The sequence below is a fragment of the Acinetobacter sp. CIP 101934 genome, from assembly GCF_000369585.1.
Taxonomy (GTDB): Bacteria; Pseudomonadota; Gammaproteobacteria; order Pseudomonadales; family Moraxellaceae; genus Acinetobacter; species Acinetobacter schindleri.
Window position 1 is genome coordinate 2,581,681 of sequence record NZ_KB850094.1, and the last position, 16,965, is coordinate 2,598,645.

19 protein-coding genes are annotated in these 16,965 nt (G+C 39.2%); 2 read left to right on the forward strand and 17 right to left on the reverse strand.

Annotated elements, in window-relative coordinates; genetic code table 11:
• Both F899_RS15190 and F899_RS12545 read right to left on the reverse strand, forming a co-directional pair.
• On the reverse strand, positions 1-1,109 hold a 1,109-nt coding region (locus tag F899_RS15190; RefSeq protein ID WP_005223118.1), incomplete at its 3' end, for a GA-like domain-containing protein.
• Between the two features lie 535 nt (positions 1,110-1,644).
• Positions 1,645-2,295 carry an HAD-IA family hydrolase gene (locus F899_RS12545; protein WP_004814576.1) on the reverse strand — a complete coding sequence of 217 codons (651 nt, stop codon included), beginning with the start codon at positions 2,293-2,295 and terminating at the stop codon, positions 1,645-1,647.
• Positions 2,296-2,388: 93 nt separating this feature from the next.
• On the opposite strand from F899_RS12545, the gene F899_RS12550 reads away from it, so the two are divergent.
• A complete protein-coding gene (locus tag F899_RS12550; RefSeq protein ID WP_004814574.1) occupies positions 2,389-3,159 on the forward strand; it encodes a hydroxymethylpyrimidine/phosphomethylpyrimidine kinase in 771 nt (256 codons plus the stop codon).
• A gap of 132 nt (positions 3,160-3,291) precedes the next feature.
• Here F899_RS12550 and F899_RS12555 read toward each other — a convergent pair whose 3' ends face one another.
• The 6 genes from F899_RS12555 to F899_RS12580 all read right to left on the reverse strand — a co-directional run bounded on the left by F899_RS12555 (position 3,292) and on the right by F899_RS12580 (position 7,949).
• Positions 3,292-3,741: a YybH family protein gene (locus F899_RS12555; RefSeq protein ID WP_004814571.1), complete on the reverse strand. Its 450-nt coding sequence runs from the start codon at positions 3,739-3,741 to the stop codon at positions 3,292-3,294.
• A gap of 326 nt (positions 3,742-4,067) precedes the next feature.
• Complete coding sequence (locus tag F899_RS12560) at positions 4,068-4,430, reverse strand: 5-carboxymethyl-2-hydroxymuconate Delta-isomerase (protein WP_017401434.1); 363 nt, start codon at positions 4,428-4,430, stop codon at positions 4,068-4,070.
• 140 nt (positions 4,431-4,570) lie between these two features.
• A complete protein-coding gene (locus tag F899_RS12565) occupies positions 4,571-4,909 on the reverse strand; it encodes a zinc ribbon domain-containing protein YjdM (RefSeq protein ID WP_004814566.1) in 339 nt (112 codons plus the stop codon).
• 218 nt (positions 4,910-5,127) lie between these two features.
• A complete protein-coding gene (locus tag F899_RS12570) occupies positions 5,128-5,511 on the reverse strand; it encodes a ribonuclease E inhibitor RraB (RefSeq protein ID WP_004814565.1) in 384 nt (127 codons plus the stop codon).
• Positions 5,512-5,750: 239 nt separating this feature from the next.
• Positions 5,751-6,686: an SNIPE associated domain-containing protein gene (locus F899_RS12575; RefSeq protein WP_005223119.1), complete on the reverse strand. Its 936-nt coding sequence runs from the start codon at positions 6,684-6,686 to the stop codon at positions 5,751-5,753.
• 597 nt (positions 6,687-7,283) lie between these two features.
• Positions 7,284-7,949, reverse strand: coding sequence for an RluA family pseudouridine synthase (locus F899_RS12580; protein ID WP_005223123.1), 666 nt, complete (start codon positions 7,947-7,949; stop codon positions 7,284-7,286).
• On the opposite strand from F899_RS12580, the gene F899_RS15945 reads away from it, so the two are divergent.
• Positions 7,948-8,076, forward strand: coding sequence for a hypothetical protein (locus F899_RS15945; protein ID WP_264821565.1), 129 nt, complete (start codon positions 7,948-7,950; stop codon positions 8,074-8,076). The genes F899_RS12580 and F899_RS15945 overlap by 2 nt on opposite strands.
• Before the next feature lie 38 nt (positions 8,077-8,114).
• Here the strand turns inward: F899_RS15945 and F899_RS12585 are convergent, their stop codons facing one another.
• The 9 genes from F899_RS12585 to acnD all read right to left on the reverse strand — a co-directional run bounded on the left by F899_RS12585 (position 8,115) and on the right by acnD (position 16,679).
• On the reverse strand, positions 8,115-8,828 hold the full coding sequence (locus F899_RS12585) for an SIMPL domain-containing protein (protein ID WP_005223125.1): 714 nt from the start codon (positions 8,826-8,828) through the stop codon (positions 8,115-8,117).
• Between the two features lie 140 nt (positions 8,829-8,968).
• Entirely contained in the window at positions 8,969-9,208 is a 240-nt protein-coding gene (locus F899_RS12590; RefSeq protein WP_004814557.1) for a DUF6868 family protein, read from the reverse strand.
• A 523-nt stretch (positions 9,209-9,731) separates the two neighbouring features.
• Entirely contained in the window at positions 9,732-9,989 is a 258-nt protein-coding gene (locus F899_RS12595; protein ID WP_004814555.1) for a hypothetical protein, read from the reverse strand.
• Positions 9,990-10,118: 129 nt separating this feature from the next.
• A complete protein-coding gene (locus F899_RS12600) occupies positions 10,119-10,817 on the reverse strand; it encodes a hypothetical protein (RefSeq protein ID WP_005223127.1) in 699 nt (232 codons plus the stop codon).
• Between the two features lie 144 nt (positions 10,818-10,961).
• Positions 10,962-11,174 (reverse strand): hypothetical protein, encoded by a 213-nt coding sequence (locus F899_RS12605; protein WP_004814551.1) that lies wholly within the window; start codon positions 11,172-11,174, stop codon positions 10,962-10,964.
• A 187-nt stretch (positions 11,175-11,361) separates the two neighbouring features.
• A complete protein-coding gene (locus F899_RS12610) occupies positions 11,362-11,940 on the reverse strand; it encodes a DUF4126 domain-containing protein (RefSeq protein ID WP_004814547.1) in 579 nt (192 codons plus the stop codon).
• A 125-nt stretch (positions 11,941-12,065) separates the two neighbouring features.
• A complete protein-coding gene (locus tag F899_RS15455) occupies positions 12,066-12,209 on the reverse strand; it encodes a zinc ribbon-containing protein (RefSeq protein WP_004814545.1) in 144 nt (47 codons plus the stop codon).
• Between the two features lie 121 nt (positions 12,210-12,330).
• On the reverse strand, positions 12,331-13,998 hold the full coding sequence (locus F899_RS12615; protein ID WP_004814543.1) for an ATP-dependent nuclease: 1,668 nt from the start codon (positions 13,996-13,998) through the stop codon (positions 12,331-12,333).
• 74 nt (positions 13,999-14,072) lie between these two features.
• Positions 14,073-16,679, reverse strand: a complete 2,607-nt coding sequence (gene acnD, locus F899_RS12620; RefSeq protein WP_005223130.1) for a Fe/S-dependent 2-methylisocitrate dehydratase AcnD — start codon at positions 16,677-16,679, stop codon at positions 14,073-14,075.
• Positions 16,680-16,965 lie beyond the last annotated feature (286 nt).

The window sequence follows — 16,965 nt, forward strand, 5'->3', positions numbered from 1 at the left end:
TCTTCTACTGCTGTTGTCGCTGCATCAAGTTGTGCCTGGATTGCAGCATCATCAGCATCGACATCACCATCACCATCAAAGTCAGTGATTGCTGGAATTACAAGATCCTCAATCGCATCCAGACGATCTTGTAATGTGTCTTTTGCAGGACCATCATCTAGTCCTGTGACAGCGTTTTGAGCAAGTTCTTTCGCTACATCTACAATTCCTTGCAGTTCTTCTAATCTTTCTTCAGCCTGTGCATATTCTTCTGGTGTAATAAGACCATTGTCATCTGCATCTGTAAGACCATCCAAGATCTCTTGTTGTTCAGCACGTGCTGCTTCTGCTGCTGCAACCAATTCGGCAGCTGCTTCGGCTTCAAGATCTCCATCATCAATGCCATTTTCATTGGCATCATTCACCGGTGGAACTACGATATCGACAAGGTCATCCAGGCGATCTTGTAGACCTTCTTTATCAGTACCAGCTGGTAGAGTATTTACTGCATCTTGGGCAACTTGTTTTGCTTCTTCCGCTGTATTAATCGCATCCTGAACTGCTTGTTGTTCTTCAGGGGTAATTAAGCCATCTTGTTGTGCTTGTTCTAGTATTTCTAATGCATTCTGATAAGTCGTTTCAGCTTGAGATACTAGCCTTTCAGCATTTTCCATTGGATTTACTGGTGTAGAATCTTTTGAACTACTTGAACCACCCGATCCACCTACCGCTGCTGCAATTCCCCCAACAGCTAATGCTCCACCAATCCAAGGTAGTAAGTCAGTTGCCTCTCCTCCAAGAAGGGCTTCCTCAGTAATCGGGTTGTATTTAACTACATCTAATAATTGACCTGAACTGTCGGTAAATTCTGCCCAGTACAGCTCACCATTATTCCCTTCAAAAACAAGTAAACTTTCATTCACCGCGGGGTCGAAATAATTTTCTACAACAATTTTTTCACCGTTTTTAAGTGTGATAACTGCCGCATTTCCTTCTCTTAAAATATTGGCAACATCCTCTATTTTGACGCCAATTTTAACTACGGAATTTTGATTTAATATAACCGAATCGGCATTTAAACTTTGAATAATTTGTCCATTATTCTTAGCCAATATATCAATGCTAGCCATGAGAGAAACTCCTGAATATTCTTATGATGAGTCGCGCCGTGTATAATTCCCAACCAGCTCTTCATAGCAGGAGTAAATCCAAGTTAAAACCATAAAATAAGTAAGATTTTATTATTATTATGTAGTAATTTTAAATTGAAGTTTAATTTTATTAATTAATATGATTTAAGCTATTGATTTATATTTATATACAATTTATTGATGAATTATATTAGAAAATTTATATTAATTTTATTATTATGTATTTCAATGATTTATATTAAATTATAAGCTTTTATATCTAGTTAATTGTATATTTGTAAATTAATTACACTTAACAACAAATAAGTTACTTGATTTAACACATGAATTACAAATTTATAAACAGGTTATTAATCCACTATTTAATAGCTTAAATTTAATATAATAAGTTTATAATTTAATTTACTCTTTATATAAATATGTTAATTAAATAACTAGAAAATAATCTCGAATCATGAAATATAAATCGAGATTATTTTAAATATACAAAGCGTAGAATTTTAAAATATAAAAATTATTTACCTAGACAATCAAAAACTTCATTAAAGCGTTGAATCTGAAATTTGGGCTCAGCTTGAGCAAATTCTTCTGGTGAACCATAGCCATAAGTAACTGCAATAGTTTCTATCCCATTATGTCTAGCACCAAAAATGTCATGCTCACGATCTCCAACCATGATACAAGTAGCTGGATCTAACTGCTCTTGCTGCAAGAGGTATTCGATCAGGTCACCTTTGTTGGTACGATCACCATTTAGCTCACTGCCGTAAATGCCTTTAAAATATTGATCTAGCTCAAAGTGTTCAAGAATCTGTCGTGCATAAACGGTGGGTTTAGCAGTCGCAAGAAATAGTCGATATCCACGGCGTTTGAGTTCAGCTAAAGTTTCAGCCACTTCGGGAAAGACTTTATTTTCATACAGCCCGGTGACTGCAAAACGTTCCCGATAGGCTTCTAGTGCCTGCTCTGCCAGCACGTGATTGCTTGCAACGTTTAGAATTTTAGCGAGTGAGGCTTTAAGCGGTGGTCCAATAATCCAGTCAATATTGGTATCGAGACTAATAGGATGACCAATTTTTTCCAAGCCATAACGTGCTGAAGTAGTAATCCCTACTTTAGGATCAGTTAAGGTTCCATCCAGATCAATCAGGATATTCTGAATCACCACAGTCCTCCGGTTACTTCGATGCAAATGAGTATCGAGTGTTCATGAAATTTTGCCTATACTAACGCAAATCTAGAGTTTAAGGACATCGTTTTGCGCCCTACAGTACTATGCTTTTCAGGTTTGGATCCTTCAGGTGGAGCAGGTCTCCAGGCTGATATTGAAGCTATTGGCCAAAGCGGGGCTCATGCTGCGATAGCCTGTACCGCCCTTACCATTCAGAACTCTCAACAGGTATTTGGTTTTGAAGCAACATCAAAAAGTCTGCTGCTTGCACAAGCTCATGCGGTAGTCGGTGACTTGCCCATCTGTGGTGTCAAATCCGGCATGCTTGGTACTACTGACAATATTGCAGCCCTAGCCGAGTTTCTTGCTGAGCATCCTGAATATTTTTATGTGCTTGATCCGGTACTTGTCGCGAACAGTGGTGGCTCATTGGGAGATCAAGCAACCTTGGTCAAGGCTTTTACCCAATTGATCCCTCATGCAACTATTATTACACCGAACACAGTGGAATTACGTGCACTGACAGGTGAGCAGGATCTGGAACTTGCGACACAAAAACTGTTTGCCATGGGTGCCAAAGCTATACTGGTCAAAGGAGGTCATGAAGATACTCCCGATTATATCCAGAACAGTTTATATATTCAGGGTGAGCTGGTGAACCAGACCCGTTGTGCTCGTCTGGAGGGTGAATATCATGGTTCAGGCTGTTCACTGGCCAGTTTCATTGCCGGTCGTTTAGCATTAGGCGATCAGCTCAAGACTGCCGTACAGCATGCTGAAACCTGGTTATTCGGTGTATTAAAAAATGCTGAAACCCCTATACCTAATGGACAGAAAATTCCAAAACGCTTTGGTTAATACTCATTCTGCAAATAAAAAGAGCCTAAATCATTCAGGCTCTTTTTTTTATTGGAATTCAACTTAAAATATTGTCCTATAGTAGAGGACTCAAATAGCGAATGAATTCATATAAATAATGTCATTATAGATTTAAATGGTTAGCTCTAATACTTTCATGCTATGTGTTTCAATCTCTACCGGTACCGAAATATGCTGATGCATCATTTTCCATTGCCCTTGTTCCTTTTTCAAACATAAGCTAGTACGACACCATTTCACTGAGGGAAGCCATTTTACTTTTTCAGCATTTGCTGGTGTAAGTTTTACATAACCATGAATGAAAGCTAAATGAGGCTCTACGTGGATTGTCACATCATGTCGCTGTATGGTCACTCCATGCAGCATATAAGGCTTGTAAAGATTCCATTTCTGTTCATAAGCTTCCAGACCATGAACTTCTGTACTTAAATCAAAAAACCTGACATCTGATACACACAACTTAAGCACATTCTGAATATCCAAGCCTGTTATTGCACTATCCCATTCATGTAATAAATCAACTATTTCTCTACCTAAAGATGCGTCCCCGAATATTTTCATCTCTATTCTCTTATATTTTTTAAATGGTCAAATAATCACTGCAATCTGCCCCTACAGAAGGACATAGATTTTTTTAGAATTACAGCAAAAAAACCTTAACTAGTTAAGATCATCAAATATATTAAAAGCCCCATAAAGTTCATTTTTTAAAGATCATTTTATTGTTAGCTAAACACCTTCCATAAAACTTAAGAAGGAACCTGGTTAATTTAAGCTTATTTAAGTTATTTTTCACTGTTTGTGAGATTTTAGTTTTGTCACAATATAACAATCCCGAGAAACAATACCTATAATTCCAACAACATACAAGTATTGTTAAACTAAAGTTAAATAAAGGCTTTACTATAACAGTCCTTTGGCATTTCTATGATTTCTACACAGAGCTGTATTGTCAAACCCTGCTGGGCTGGTACATGCTGTCGCAGCACTGCTAAGACACACTGGGAAATTGCCTGTTTCAATTCAGGACTACGCCCTGACAATAAGGATACTTTTGCATGCACATAGGCCTGAGTGGTATTCAAATCCAGTCCAATCACATAATTCTGCTGACAAATTGCCCGGCTTTTTAAATCATTCGGATCCTGAATATAATTTGCAGTATATAAGGCCTGGTGAATCTTAAGCAGCATCGGCTTGACCTCCAGATTCTGGATATTATCTGAATATTCAATATGAAGATGAGGCATGAGGTTTTATTTACTCAGTATTTTTTCTTGATTATGCCCCGTGTGAAATAAAATGTAAGCCAAGGCAGGTGATGACGGCTTATTTTTTAAACCGCCATTCTGGTTCAAACTTTAATAGATTAAAACAGATCAGGACTGGATTATGCTTTTTTCACATATTCAGACTTGAGCTTCATTGCGCCAATACCTTCAATTTTACAGTCAATATCATGACCATCTGCAGCATCTGGCAACAGGCGAATACTTTTTACTTTAGTGCCAACTTTCACCACAGATGATGAACCTTTAATTTTCAGGTCTTTGATCACTGTTACACTATCACCATCAGCAAGAACATTACCATTGGCATCCTTAATGATTAGCTGCTCTTCTGTATCTTCACCCTCTTTCCATTCATGCGAACATTCAGGACAAATCAGTAAATCCCCATCTTCGTAGGTGTATTCAGACTGGCATTTTGGACAATGGGGTAGACTCATAAGAACCTCAAAAATAAAAATAAGAAATGGATAAATCAAAAAATCATTATAGCATTTTATACCTTATATTTTATATGGATTTAATTTCTACAATTTCTCTGCTCATTTTAAATAGTATCAGTTTAAATTATTCATTAAGAAACTGTTGATTCACCAGAAGAAAAAGCCCAGATAGGCTGGGCTTATACTCTTCATTCTATATTCAACGGTAATTTAGCTTAACTGGTCAAAGGCGTATCATCATCGTCGATGTCGTCATATACATAAGCCATACAGCCCCAACCATCATAAACGCCACCAAATTCGCTCGCGATTTTGGTAAACCATTGCTCCAGATCAACAATATCTTCGTAGCTCGGTTCCATATAAACGAAAATCGTGATCACCCACTCGAGTGTATCGCTTTCTTCGTCCTGGAACAGGCTGATTTTCTGTTCTTCTTTTAATAGATGCAAAGCACAGCGATCGGCTTGAGATTCTTCGTTAAATGCAATCGAAAATTCAATTTCATGTGCTTCAGTCAGATCATCGCCATCCTGAAACATCTGCCAGAGTACATTGCCATTTTCATCATCCGGGAACTGCTGATAATCACGTGACATAGGGCTGTCCTTATTATGCTGCCGTTTTATTATACAAATTAGATTAGCTGATTTTTATACAGGATACGATAGGAAAAATAATATTTTTTACAGTTTTTAAATGACTGATTTTATATATCAAATTGAAGTTTTATTTTTAAAGTATCTCTTTAACTTTTAACTGGTAGAGATACTTTTGACTGCTTATTTTGGAGATATTTTCATCCTCATTTTACGCCTAATTTTTTTGACTAAGCGGCTTAAGCCAGGTGAAGAACTTTTCCTGGTGTTTTCTTTAATTCCAGAAGCAAGGCTGCAAACTTGAGTTCTTGCAAACGTAAATCCAGATACGATTGCTGAATGCGGGCCTGACTTAAATCACGTCCTTTATGATTAATTAAATAAAAATCATCTTGTAGTGCCTGTAGCATCTGTCCCAGATTATCTACAGTTAAACGAGACAGATACAGGTCGGCACGGCTGTTAAAGGCCAGACTGATCATATCCATGGTGGTATTACGGCGATCTTCATCGACATAGTTGCATTGCGCAACTTTTTTGTCTCGAATCGCCTGCCCAATCTGCTCATGAATATCCTGTAAATGTCTTGCAGCATCTTGCTCCTGATAACCCTCTATTAATTCAGTCAAAACATCTTTAGCTGCTAGCGAGAATCCATGCTGATAACCATGAATTTTATGCTCTAAGGCAGTAACCACATCCTGCAAGCGATATTCTTCTTGTGCCTGTTTATAATAGCGTTGCAGTTTTTCCCGTGCCTGCTGATCCACCTTTTGAATTGCCTTAGCCTGATAAGCCTCTATAAATGCTTTCACCCGTTCGATATAGCCTTTAATGTCATCCACCATGATTGAAGCATCAACCTTGGTCATTTCTACAAAATTTTCAGCCTGTAAGGTACGGTTAATGACATATTGTTCAATTTCGCAGATCTCCTGGTATTTCTTATATTTTTCTAAAGTCGTGCGTAAACTACTGATCTGCACGCGTAGCTGAGATAACTCGTACTCACTATCTTCTACCTGTTGTTCATAATCCGTCAGTTTATGACGTGCATGATCCAGATTGTCCTGTAAAACATCGAGGTTTCCACGCAGGGATTTTAATTTGTTTAGTGTGACTGCAAGTACGCCAGATAGTATCCCCACCAGAACGAATAAAATAATGCTTAACATCGTCCGTGCCCTAATTAAAAAAATAAAATAAGAAAAATGCTTTAAATCAAACCAAAGAACTTGTGAAAGATTTTTATTTTGCACTGATTTTCTCAAAAATCCTATCACTAGAATTAGGTATAAATATTTAATAATATTGATATTTTTGTTGAATTTTACTGTTTTATCTCTTGAAATCTTGCCAGAATAAAAATATTAAAGCTTTAAGTATGAATTAACTTATAAGATAGACAGTAAGTTATTGAATTTAATTAAATAATATTATACTCCTTAATTTTTAATAGAATTAAAATATAATATTTTTTAATAACATATACTTAAATTTACCAAATTTTGATCTTTTTAAAAATTTAATTTTCCTCATAAGACAGTATTAAGATAGGTAAACTTATAAATTTACATGGTTCAACAAAGCACATAACTATATTTAAATTAATGCTTTTTAGATCAAAAAATAAGTAAATTTGGAGAATTAAAGAAAAAATATGAAATATTTTCTCACACTTTATACAACGCAATAGATGAATAAAGTGTTCTGCATCCATTCCACAAACTCAAATATTATTTAATAAAACATAGAGTTGAAACTAGACAACATTAAAAAGGCACACTACCGTAAATTTCTACCGGTTTATCACTTAAGGGCTGGGTAAATGCAAGATAACTGGCATGCAGGGCCATACGTTGCAGCGGACTGCGCAATGGTTCAGGGTGATAGATTTTATCGCCAGTAATTGGATGACCAATATGCATCATATGCACACGCAGTTGATGCGAACGCCCGGTAATCGGCGTTAGTAAGACACGGCTAATATCTTGTGCCACATCATAATCCAAAACTTGATACAGGGTTTTAGAGGGCTTGCCCAGTTCCGTATGTACCATCTGACGTGGCCGATTTTCCCAGTCAGTGATGAGTGGGGCATTGACTTCGCCCTCACCTACCAGTTTGCCTTGTACTAAAGCGATGTAATGCTTATTCACCGTACGCGCCTGAAACATTTTACTGACTGCTACTTCTGCATCACGATGCTTGGCAAACATCAGAATTCCGGAAGTAGCCATATCCAGGCGATGGGTAATTCGTGCTTCCGGAAATTGCTCGCGCACACGTAAATACGCGCTGTCATGATGCTCTGGCAGACGACCCGGCACCGATAATAACCCTGCCGGTTTTTCAATCACCACCAGATCATCATCTTCATAGAGAATTTTGAGTGGATCTTGAGGTGGGCAGTAAACAAAGTTATCGTTTAGTGGCATGGCGCAATTGCATGGGGAGAAAGATGCGCAAAATAACAATGTCAATCCAGTGTGTCAATCTGAACGTTTACAGGAAGTTGATTTAAGGAGGTTATACTCGGCTTGCGACCTGGTCAGCCGGATTTAAACTGCTCAGATCGTACTGCTGAATTGCTTCCGGTTAATTTAATCTGCCAGATAGTAATCGACTGTAGATACGACACGAACTTTTTTAAGATAAGGTGTATTACTGTCGCGATCTTCAATACTGAACAGACCCTGATTAGCGGTTTTGATTTTTCCCAGACGACTTTGCGAATCAGCTGCAAATTTTTCTGCCACGCTCCGAGCATTTTGTGTGGCCTGTTCAATCATCGCTGGTTTAATGTCATTCAAGCCAGTAAATAGATACTCAGTTCGTTGTCCAGAATCATCGCCACCAAAGGCAATGCCCTTTTTACCCAGTTCTGCTAAACGGGTTTGTGCTGCCCGTACTGCATCAATATTATGGGTATACACGGTAATGGTTTGATGTGCGGTATAACGCAGGGCAACATTAGCATCACCACCATACTGCTGTGCATATTTATCTGTGGTGACGGGTGCTCCCGTGGTAATTTCTTCGGCTTTAAAGCCTTCACCTTTCAGGAAAGTCTGGATTTGCTGGGTTTGTAGTTCCATCATGTCATAAAGCTGAGTTAGATCCTGACTGGCCGAACTAAAGCGAATCGGCCAGACCGCGACATTTGCCTTAACTTCACGTTCAGACAGGCCTTTGACCGAAACAATCCGTTCATACTGTTTGATCTTGACGGCACTATTCCCCAGAATCCATCCCGCTATAATCATTCCCAAACCGATGAGTGCCCCTAAAATCAGGGCGGGTTTAAACTGATTCATTTGCCTGAACTCCTTTTAGCGATGTTGTTGTTTTTAGTTGGTCAATTTTAATAAGTTGAACTGGGTCTTTGAGATTACTATTCGACCACAGGTTAAAATCACGTTAATGAAAGATTCAAATCTATTATTTCTCTCTATATTTACATCAAATATAAAGCCAATAAAGGCACTAGATTAAATAGAAAAATACCAATCTTATAGAGTGCCATACCCGCATAATGAATGGCATCAAAGGTTGAATCTGATAGCTGGAACCATTTTCCATGCAACTGTTTGACCCAGTCGCGGGCAAAGACAATGATCAGGAACCAGAATATTAATATGCTGTAATTAACGAACAATGCATACAGTAAAAATTGCCGCCAGAAATCAAGCTCCATCACGATTCCCCTAAAGGATATGGTTCAATTTCCAGACTAGCATAAATTGACTGAATAAAAAGAAATGGCGGATATAACACTGTTAAGGGGATTTGAATGGAAGAGTTATTTTTATATTTTCTAATGGGTTTTACTGGAGAATTTTTTAGGGTGTTGGGAAAACTCGTGATGGTTTACTTCAACTATCAATCTTTGTAAGAATTGATCTTATAGCCTACAAACTTGTGGTTCATAGCGTCCTAAGCCGGATCAAGACCTTTTGGGTAAGTACTGCTCTCGCGTTTTGCGCCGCTCACAGCATGCTACTCTTTCCGATCCCGTCACACCCTTGAGACATATATTAGCCTTGAGCACACGGAATTAATTTCCTATGTTTTTATCATTTTTCTAATTTTTGAAAAATTATTCCGATTTAAAAGACAATTCAGAGAAATAAATCTCATTGACTCATTTTTATGACGTTTTATTTTAAAAAAATGAGCTTTATTGGAATTTTATTTATCCCTTTTCTCCTTTTTTCACTTTAAAAAGTTCCCTGCAACCATTGTGCAGTAAACCACCAGCCACTCATGGCACACATCCCGGACATGATAATTGCCAGTACTTTATTCATTTTGCTTAATTCAGATGTCAGTACTTTCAGATTGATCAGATAAGCCAGCGCAAAATAGATCAGCCCAATTGCCCCACAAAAAGGCACAAATATGAGCGACCAGGCCGCACAGGCATGTGCAGAAAGCGGTAGTTTCGGGGATTCAGAAACGTGATTGGTCATATCCATACTCAATTGCCCTCTTTATCGTGCATAAAAGCGCACTAAATTAAGTCAAAGTTCTACGATTAGATGAAGCTTTGCATCCTCGTATTAAATAAATTGCAAAATGTGCGCCAATTTCAGGCAGTTAGATATTTAAAATGTGAGTTGATCAAAGTCTTTAATTTTGGATAAATAAATAGGTGACTTTTTATGCACTGAATGCGTTTCTTTATATTTTGGTTTGCGCTCCGGATCTGTGATTAAATTTTTACTGTAAATTTTCTTGCCAGTCAGCAGATTAAAGCTGGTTTTCGACTCAAGTAAAGGACCATGATGAGAAAACTGGTCATAGCCAATCAGTCGCATATCCTGATTCTGAAGACGGAATTTATAGCTCCAATAGCCATAACGTCCATGCTGATACGTAAGCTGCAGTAGTCCTTTGTTAATTTCAGGCACCAGTTCAGGTGGATAATACACCCCACCATCTTCCTGATCCGAGCTGAAACAGTTCAGGTTTTGCAGAAACTGTTTATAAGTACTCTTGTCCTTTTGCCCCAAAAGAACAATGATACCTCGGCGGTTCCGGTCTAAGGTTCCACGATATTCATCTTTAACTAGAGCTTTAGGATCTGTAGCTTTGACAATCAGTACAGCATCCGGCACACCATCTTTATTTAAGTCACCTTTCACCGCTTCAAAGAAAGAATAGTTTTTTGGGACATAAGCTTGAAAAGTTTTTTGATCTTGTTGTGACTGGCGCTGTTGAGGCTTTAAAGCTTGTTGCGCTACGGCTGCATTCGAGATCAATATGGTTGCACTGAAAAAAACTGCAAGTTTTGCTATTTTCATTTTCCTGATCTCATATGTATAGGCACATGTTGCTTATTATTTTTAACATAGAAAGATGAAAGCTGAAACAAAATGACCCTACACAATGGCAGGGTCAAAAATCTCAACATCATATTCATTTTCAATTACTGATTGATTCATGAGTTATGCCTTGCAGCATTTTTCACAACCGGTCACTTTCTCTCTAGGCCAGTTCATGCGCGCACGCTTATACGCCAGTTCATAATTGGCAAAATAACCAATCAGAATCTGAGCATTAGGATCAGGCAAGTCTTCACACCCCATCGTTGAATTATGGATCAGATGTGCACCATTGTCTGTCGTATGCTCATCAATCACAAACTTGATCATATCCATGCAAACTCCCCATATTCTTTTTCATAAAGGAAGGAATTAAAACCATAATAAAAGTATGTATTTATTAATCCCATACTAAAATTATGCCTTTCATGGATGAAAATCAATCACTTTTTAGAGTTTTTTTATTCCTTTTATATGAACTTGTTATTCATTTTTAAATTTCTAAAACAGTGACTTAGAGAATTTATGCTATGCCAGGATCAGCTTTATTTTTCTTGATCTGTTTAAACCAGCGTACGAACCAGATGGCAGCAATGATTAATACTACCACCAGCATTACAGGTGCCAAGAAGGATAAAATTGAAATCAGGATCGCACTGACCCACTCCCCTGTAGAAATGACCGGATTTCCTACTCCACCGGTGGTGGTAGTTGATAAACCTCGCAAAGCCACCGTACCAAATTGTACTGCTCCAGCGGTGCCTCCGCCTACAATTAATGCGGTTGCCCAAGCTATAAACTGCGACATTTCCCCACTACTTACTGCCATCGTAGATACCGTTCCAGCAATGACAGCTGCGGGAGTGGCAATAATGTCAAGGATATTATCCACCCAGGGAATATAGTAAGCGATGATTTCACATAAGGTCGCGATGCCCAGTGTCAAACAAACCGAGGGTAAAGCCAGCCAGCCAAAACCTTGAATCGGTTCAAACCAATTCAGATTACAAGCGATACTCATGACCAGCAAAGGTGCGAATATACGGAAGCCACACGCTGCACTGAGTCCAATACCAATACATAAACCGAGGATCGTTTCCATACTGCACTCCAAACCTGTTTGTGGCGATTTGTGATTTTTTTATAAACCTAAAATAGCAAAAAGCCCTATGGGGTAATAGGGCTTTTATTTAAAACAGGTTTTTCTGTTTTATTTTTTGCTGTAGCTTAGGCAACCTTATCGTTATATTGGGTGCCTTGGCATTTGGTACACGGTGGTAAGCGGTCTGTACCAATTTCTAAGTAAACGCGATGTCCGCATTGAACACAAAAATAGAAACCTGTTCCCGGTTTAGAGCCAGCAATAACCATCTTTGTTCTCCGTTGTTTTTAGAAAATGGTGAAACTAGTATAACCCTCTGGTGATGAATGTCTATTGTCCATTTTTGTAAATGATGGTGGCATTTGGGCGAACATTATTTAAAATGATACTTTAATTAGGAATACCTTTTTTCCACGGATTTAAAAACCATTTTCCAATTTCTTCAATAAAAGCCCAAACATCACTATCATCAGGTTTAATATATGTGCCTGAATTGGGGTCTTCACCCATTTTTTCAAATATTTGAATTAGCCAATTTGGTCCATGACTAGTTGCTTCCAAATTTAATAGCCAAGACTCTAATTCACCATTGGGGACCACAAATAATCCATATTCTGCAAGTTTTTGGAAAAGATTAGACAAAGCTTCTTTATCTTGACCTGTTAAGATATTTATACCTCCATCTCTTTTCATATCTCGTCCAGACTCAGTAAACTTTTGTTTAAGTGCTTGTCTTGTTTGTGCTAGAGGCTGTCGTTCAATCGCTGGTAATGAAGCACAGTCTAAGAAGTCACTCCAAACACTCCCACCCTCTTTCAAAATATCAATATCTACTATACCAGCTACTGGTATACCCAACTGACGCAGTGGTTTTATAATAGTTTTTACTGTTTGCTTGTTCTGCGCATTAAGAAACAGGCAATTTGGAATTCCCTTGTCTGTAAATTTGAGCAATCTATCGTTAACTTCCTGATAGAAAGCACGGTCAGCATCTGACTCTGTTACTACCACAAATTCGTAAAATAATGCACTTAATACACCTACAGAACGTAATAAAGGATTTCTCATCAATTTCAGAATATCTTCATTTGGTAAAATTCTTGAAGTAGCTATCCCATCCCTATACGTTAAGCGAACTATATTTACTGGTGCACCAGACTGGATACATCCCATAATGAAGTTTGGACTATGCGTAGCAACAAATAATCTCTTATCTGAGTGAGACATAATACTTGCAACTTCTTTGCCTAAATTAAATGCTAAAGACGGATGTAAAAATGCTTCAGGTTCATCCATTAAAAGAATAGATGGATCACCCGCTACCATTTCCGTAACCATACCAGTAAATGCTTTTACTCCATCACTTGCATATTCAATAGGCATAGCATTTTTGTGAAACTCTACAGCTTCGGCATGAATTCCCCTTTCTTCGAAGTCATTATCAGGCTTCTTACTCGACAAACGTAATGAAAGATTTCCTAAGTGTGTAGGATCGATAACAAGATACTTTCCAAAAGCTTCATAAATTATTCTTCTGACTTGAGCTCTTTTTTCATCATCCCTGAATAGCATTTGGAAACTTGAATGTGGCGGGTCTTGAAGATTTCCAGCAGACTGAGTATTTATAAGATTAATTCTATTATTTCCATTTAAAATCAATGTACTGTATCTCAAATAGTGGTTGCAAAAGTCAGAAATATGTACATTCGAATTAATTAAAATATTTTTGTAATGTAGTAAATGTACTTGTTGTCTTTCACCATTTCGACCTACTAAAATATGATCTTGATAAATCACTTCATTAAATTGTGGCTCTAGTCTTATTTTATTTATTGCTTCTTCAACATCATTTTCATGAATACCTAAAAATTCAATAGTATCTATAATCTTATTATTTGAATTATTATTACCATTTATACAAAATTGATTTATTTCTCTAAGAATTTGACTTTTTCCTGAGTTATTAGGTCCCACAAACACTGTAATTGGTAAAGCATCAACATTTGTATTGGCTGTATCTAACGCTCGGCCTGACTTTAATTTAATATTCTTGATCATAATTATTTGACTAAAAAACCCTACCTAACAGTAGGGCCTTTTTTGAATAATATCAAATACTTTTAGAACAAAATTTACGCCACACTCCCTTCCAAGAAATCCTGCGCAAAGCGTTGTAATACCCCTCCTGCTTCATACACAGATACTTCTTCTTCGGTATCCAGACGACAGGTCACAGGCACTTCAATCGTCTGTTCCTTACCATCTTCAGTTGCGCGCTCAATCACAAGTGTCAAAGTCGAACGTGGTGCAATATTACCAATCACGCTATATAGCTCAGTACCATCCAGCTTTAAAGTCTTGCGGTCTGTACCCGGTTTAAACTCAAGTGGAAGAACGCCCATACCCACCAGGTTAGTACGGTGAATACGCTCAAAACCTTCAGCCACAATCGCTTCTACACCAGCCAGACGCACACCTTTGGCTGCCCAGTCACGACTTGAACCCTGACCATAATCCTTACCGGCAATCACGATCAACGGCTGCTTACGGTTCATGTAGGTTTCAATCGCTTCCCACATACGCATTACTTCACCTTCCGGCTCCACACGTGCTTTAGAACCCTGCTTGATGGTGCCATCAGAACGGACCACCATTTCGTTATACAACTTAGGATTAGCCAGGGTTGCACGCTGTGCAGTCAGGTGATCGCCACGGTGCGTCGCATAAGAGTTAAAGTCTTCCTCGGGCACACCCATTTTTGCTAAGTATTCACCCGCTGCCGAATCACGCACAATTGCATTTGAAGGCGATAAATGGTCAGTGGTAATGTTATCGCCAAGAATAGCCAGTGGACGCATGTTGGTGAGTGTACGCGGTGCAGCCAGTGCACCTTCCCAGTACGGTGGACGGCGAATATAGGTACTTTGCGGACGCCAGTCATACAGCGGGCTTGCTGCCTTCTCGCGCTCGCCCAGATCAAACATTGGAATATAAACTTTATTAAATTGCTCCGGCTTGACTGACTCTTTTACCAAAGCATCAATTTCTTCATCAGATGGCCAGATGTCTTTCAGGTAAATCGGGTTGCCATCTTTGTCTGTGCCTAGTGCATCTTTTTCGATATCAAAACGAATCGTACCAGCAATTGCATAAGCCACGACTAATGGTGGAGATGCCAAGAAAGCCTGTTTTGCATAAGGATGAATACGACCATCGAAGTTACGGTTCCCTGAAAGTACCGCAGTTGCGTATAAATCACGGTCAATAATTTCTTGCTGAATTTTCGGATCTAGCGCGCCTGACATGCCGTTACACGTGGTGCAGGCATAAGCCACGATACCAAAGCCTAGTTTTTCCAGATCTTCAAGTACACCTGCTTCTTCCAAGTACAGCGCAGCTGCTTTAGACCCCGGTGCAAAAGATGATTTCACCCATGGCTTACGCACTAAGCCAAGCTCATTGGCTTTACGTGCCAATAAACCTGCTGCAACAGTATTACGTGGGTTGGAGGTATTGGTACATGAAGTGATTGCCGCGATGATGATCGCACCATCTGGCATCAGGCCATCGGTACGGTTTTCTACTACTCCGGCAATGCCTTTCTCTTTCAGGTCAGCAGTTGAAACACGCGCATGCGGATTCGATGGACCAGCAATATTACGGGTCACAGTCGACAGGTCAAAACGCAATACACGTGGATATTCTGCTTGTATCATTTCCGATGACCACAGACCAATTTCCTTGGCATAGCTTTCAACCAGTTTGACCTGTTCTGATTCACGACCAGTCAGGGTCAGATAATCAATGGTGTTCTGGTCAATATAGAACATGGCTGCGGTTGCGCCGTATTCTGGGGTCATGTTGGAAATCGTGGCGCGATCACCCACTGACATGCTGTCTGCACCTTCACCAAAGAATTCCAGATAAGCGCCAACCACACGTTCCTTACGCAGGAATTCAGTTAAGGCCAAAACGATATCCGTTGCGGTGATGCCCGGCTGACGTTGGCCCACCAGTTCTACCCCAATAATATCCGGCAGACGCATCCAGGATGCACGGCCCAGCATCACGTTCTCAGCTTCCAGACCACCGACACCAATCGAGATTACGCCCAAGGCATCGGTATGTGGTGTATGCGAGTCTGTACCAACACAAGTGTCCGGGAATGCAACACCGTCACGGTTCTGAATCACCGGTGACATTTTTTCCAGATTGATCTGGTGCATGATGCCGTTACCGGCTGGAATCACATCAACATTTTCAAAAGCCGTTTTGGTCCATTCAATAAAATGGAAACGGTCTTCGTTACGGCGGTCTTCAATCGCACGGTTTTTCTCAAATGCATCCGGATCAAAGCCACCATATTCCACTGCCAGCGAGTGGTCGACAATCAGCTGGGTTGGCACCACCGGATTGACTTTGGAGGGATCACCGCCCTGATCGGCAATCGCATCACGCAGACCGGCAAGATCGACCAGTGCCGTTTGCCCCAAAATGTCATGACATACCACACGGGCTGGATACCACGGGAAATCATGCTCCTGTTTACGCTCAATTAGCTGACGCAGTGACTGTTCCAGAATGGCAGGATCACAACGGCGTACCAACTGCTCTGCCAGCACTTTGGAGGTATAGGGAAGTTTGGCATATGCGCCTGGCTGAATATCTTCAACGGCCTGACGCACGTCGTAATATTCCAGCTGGGTACCTTGCAGTGGTTTACGGTAGTTGTTGTTCATAGCTTACCTGCCTCTTGAATCGTTCTTCTGTACTGCATACTTGTTGTAGATGTTTCACATCGTTTTGCAGGCATAGTACACTGTGGAAAAGCCATTTCCCAAATCTCTTATATTTCATAAACTTATATATAAAAAACAGCGTTTTTGAAATAAATGGATACATATTCTTTAAAAGAATGGCTTTAAATCCTTATTTTTTAGAAAAAAACCGGGCAAATCCTTCTTATTCTTTAGTATAAGAATAGCCTTATAGCTCAAAAAATAGACTTATTTAAGATTAACGGTA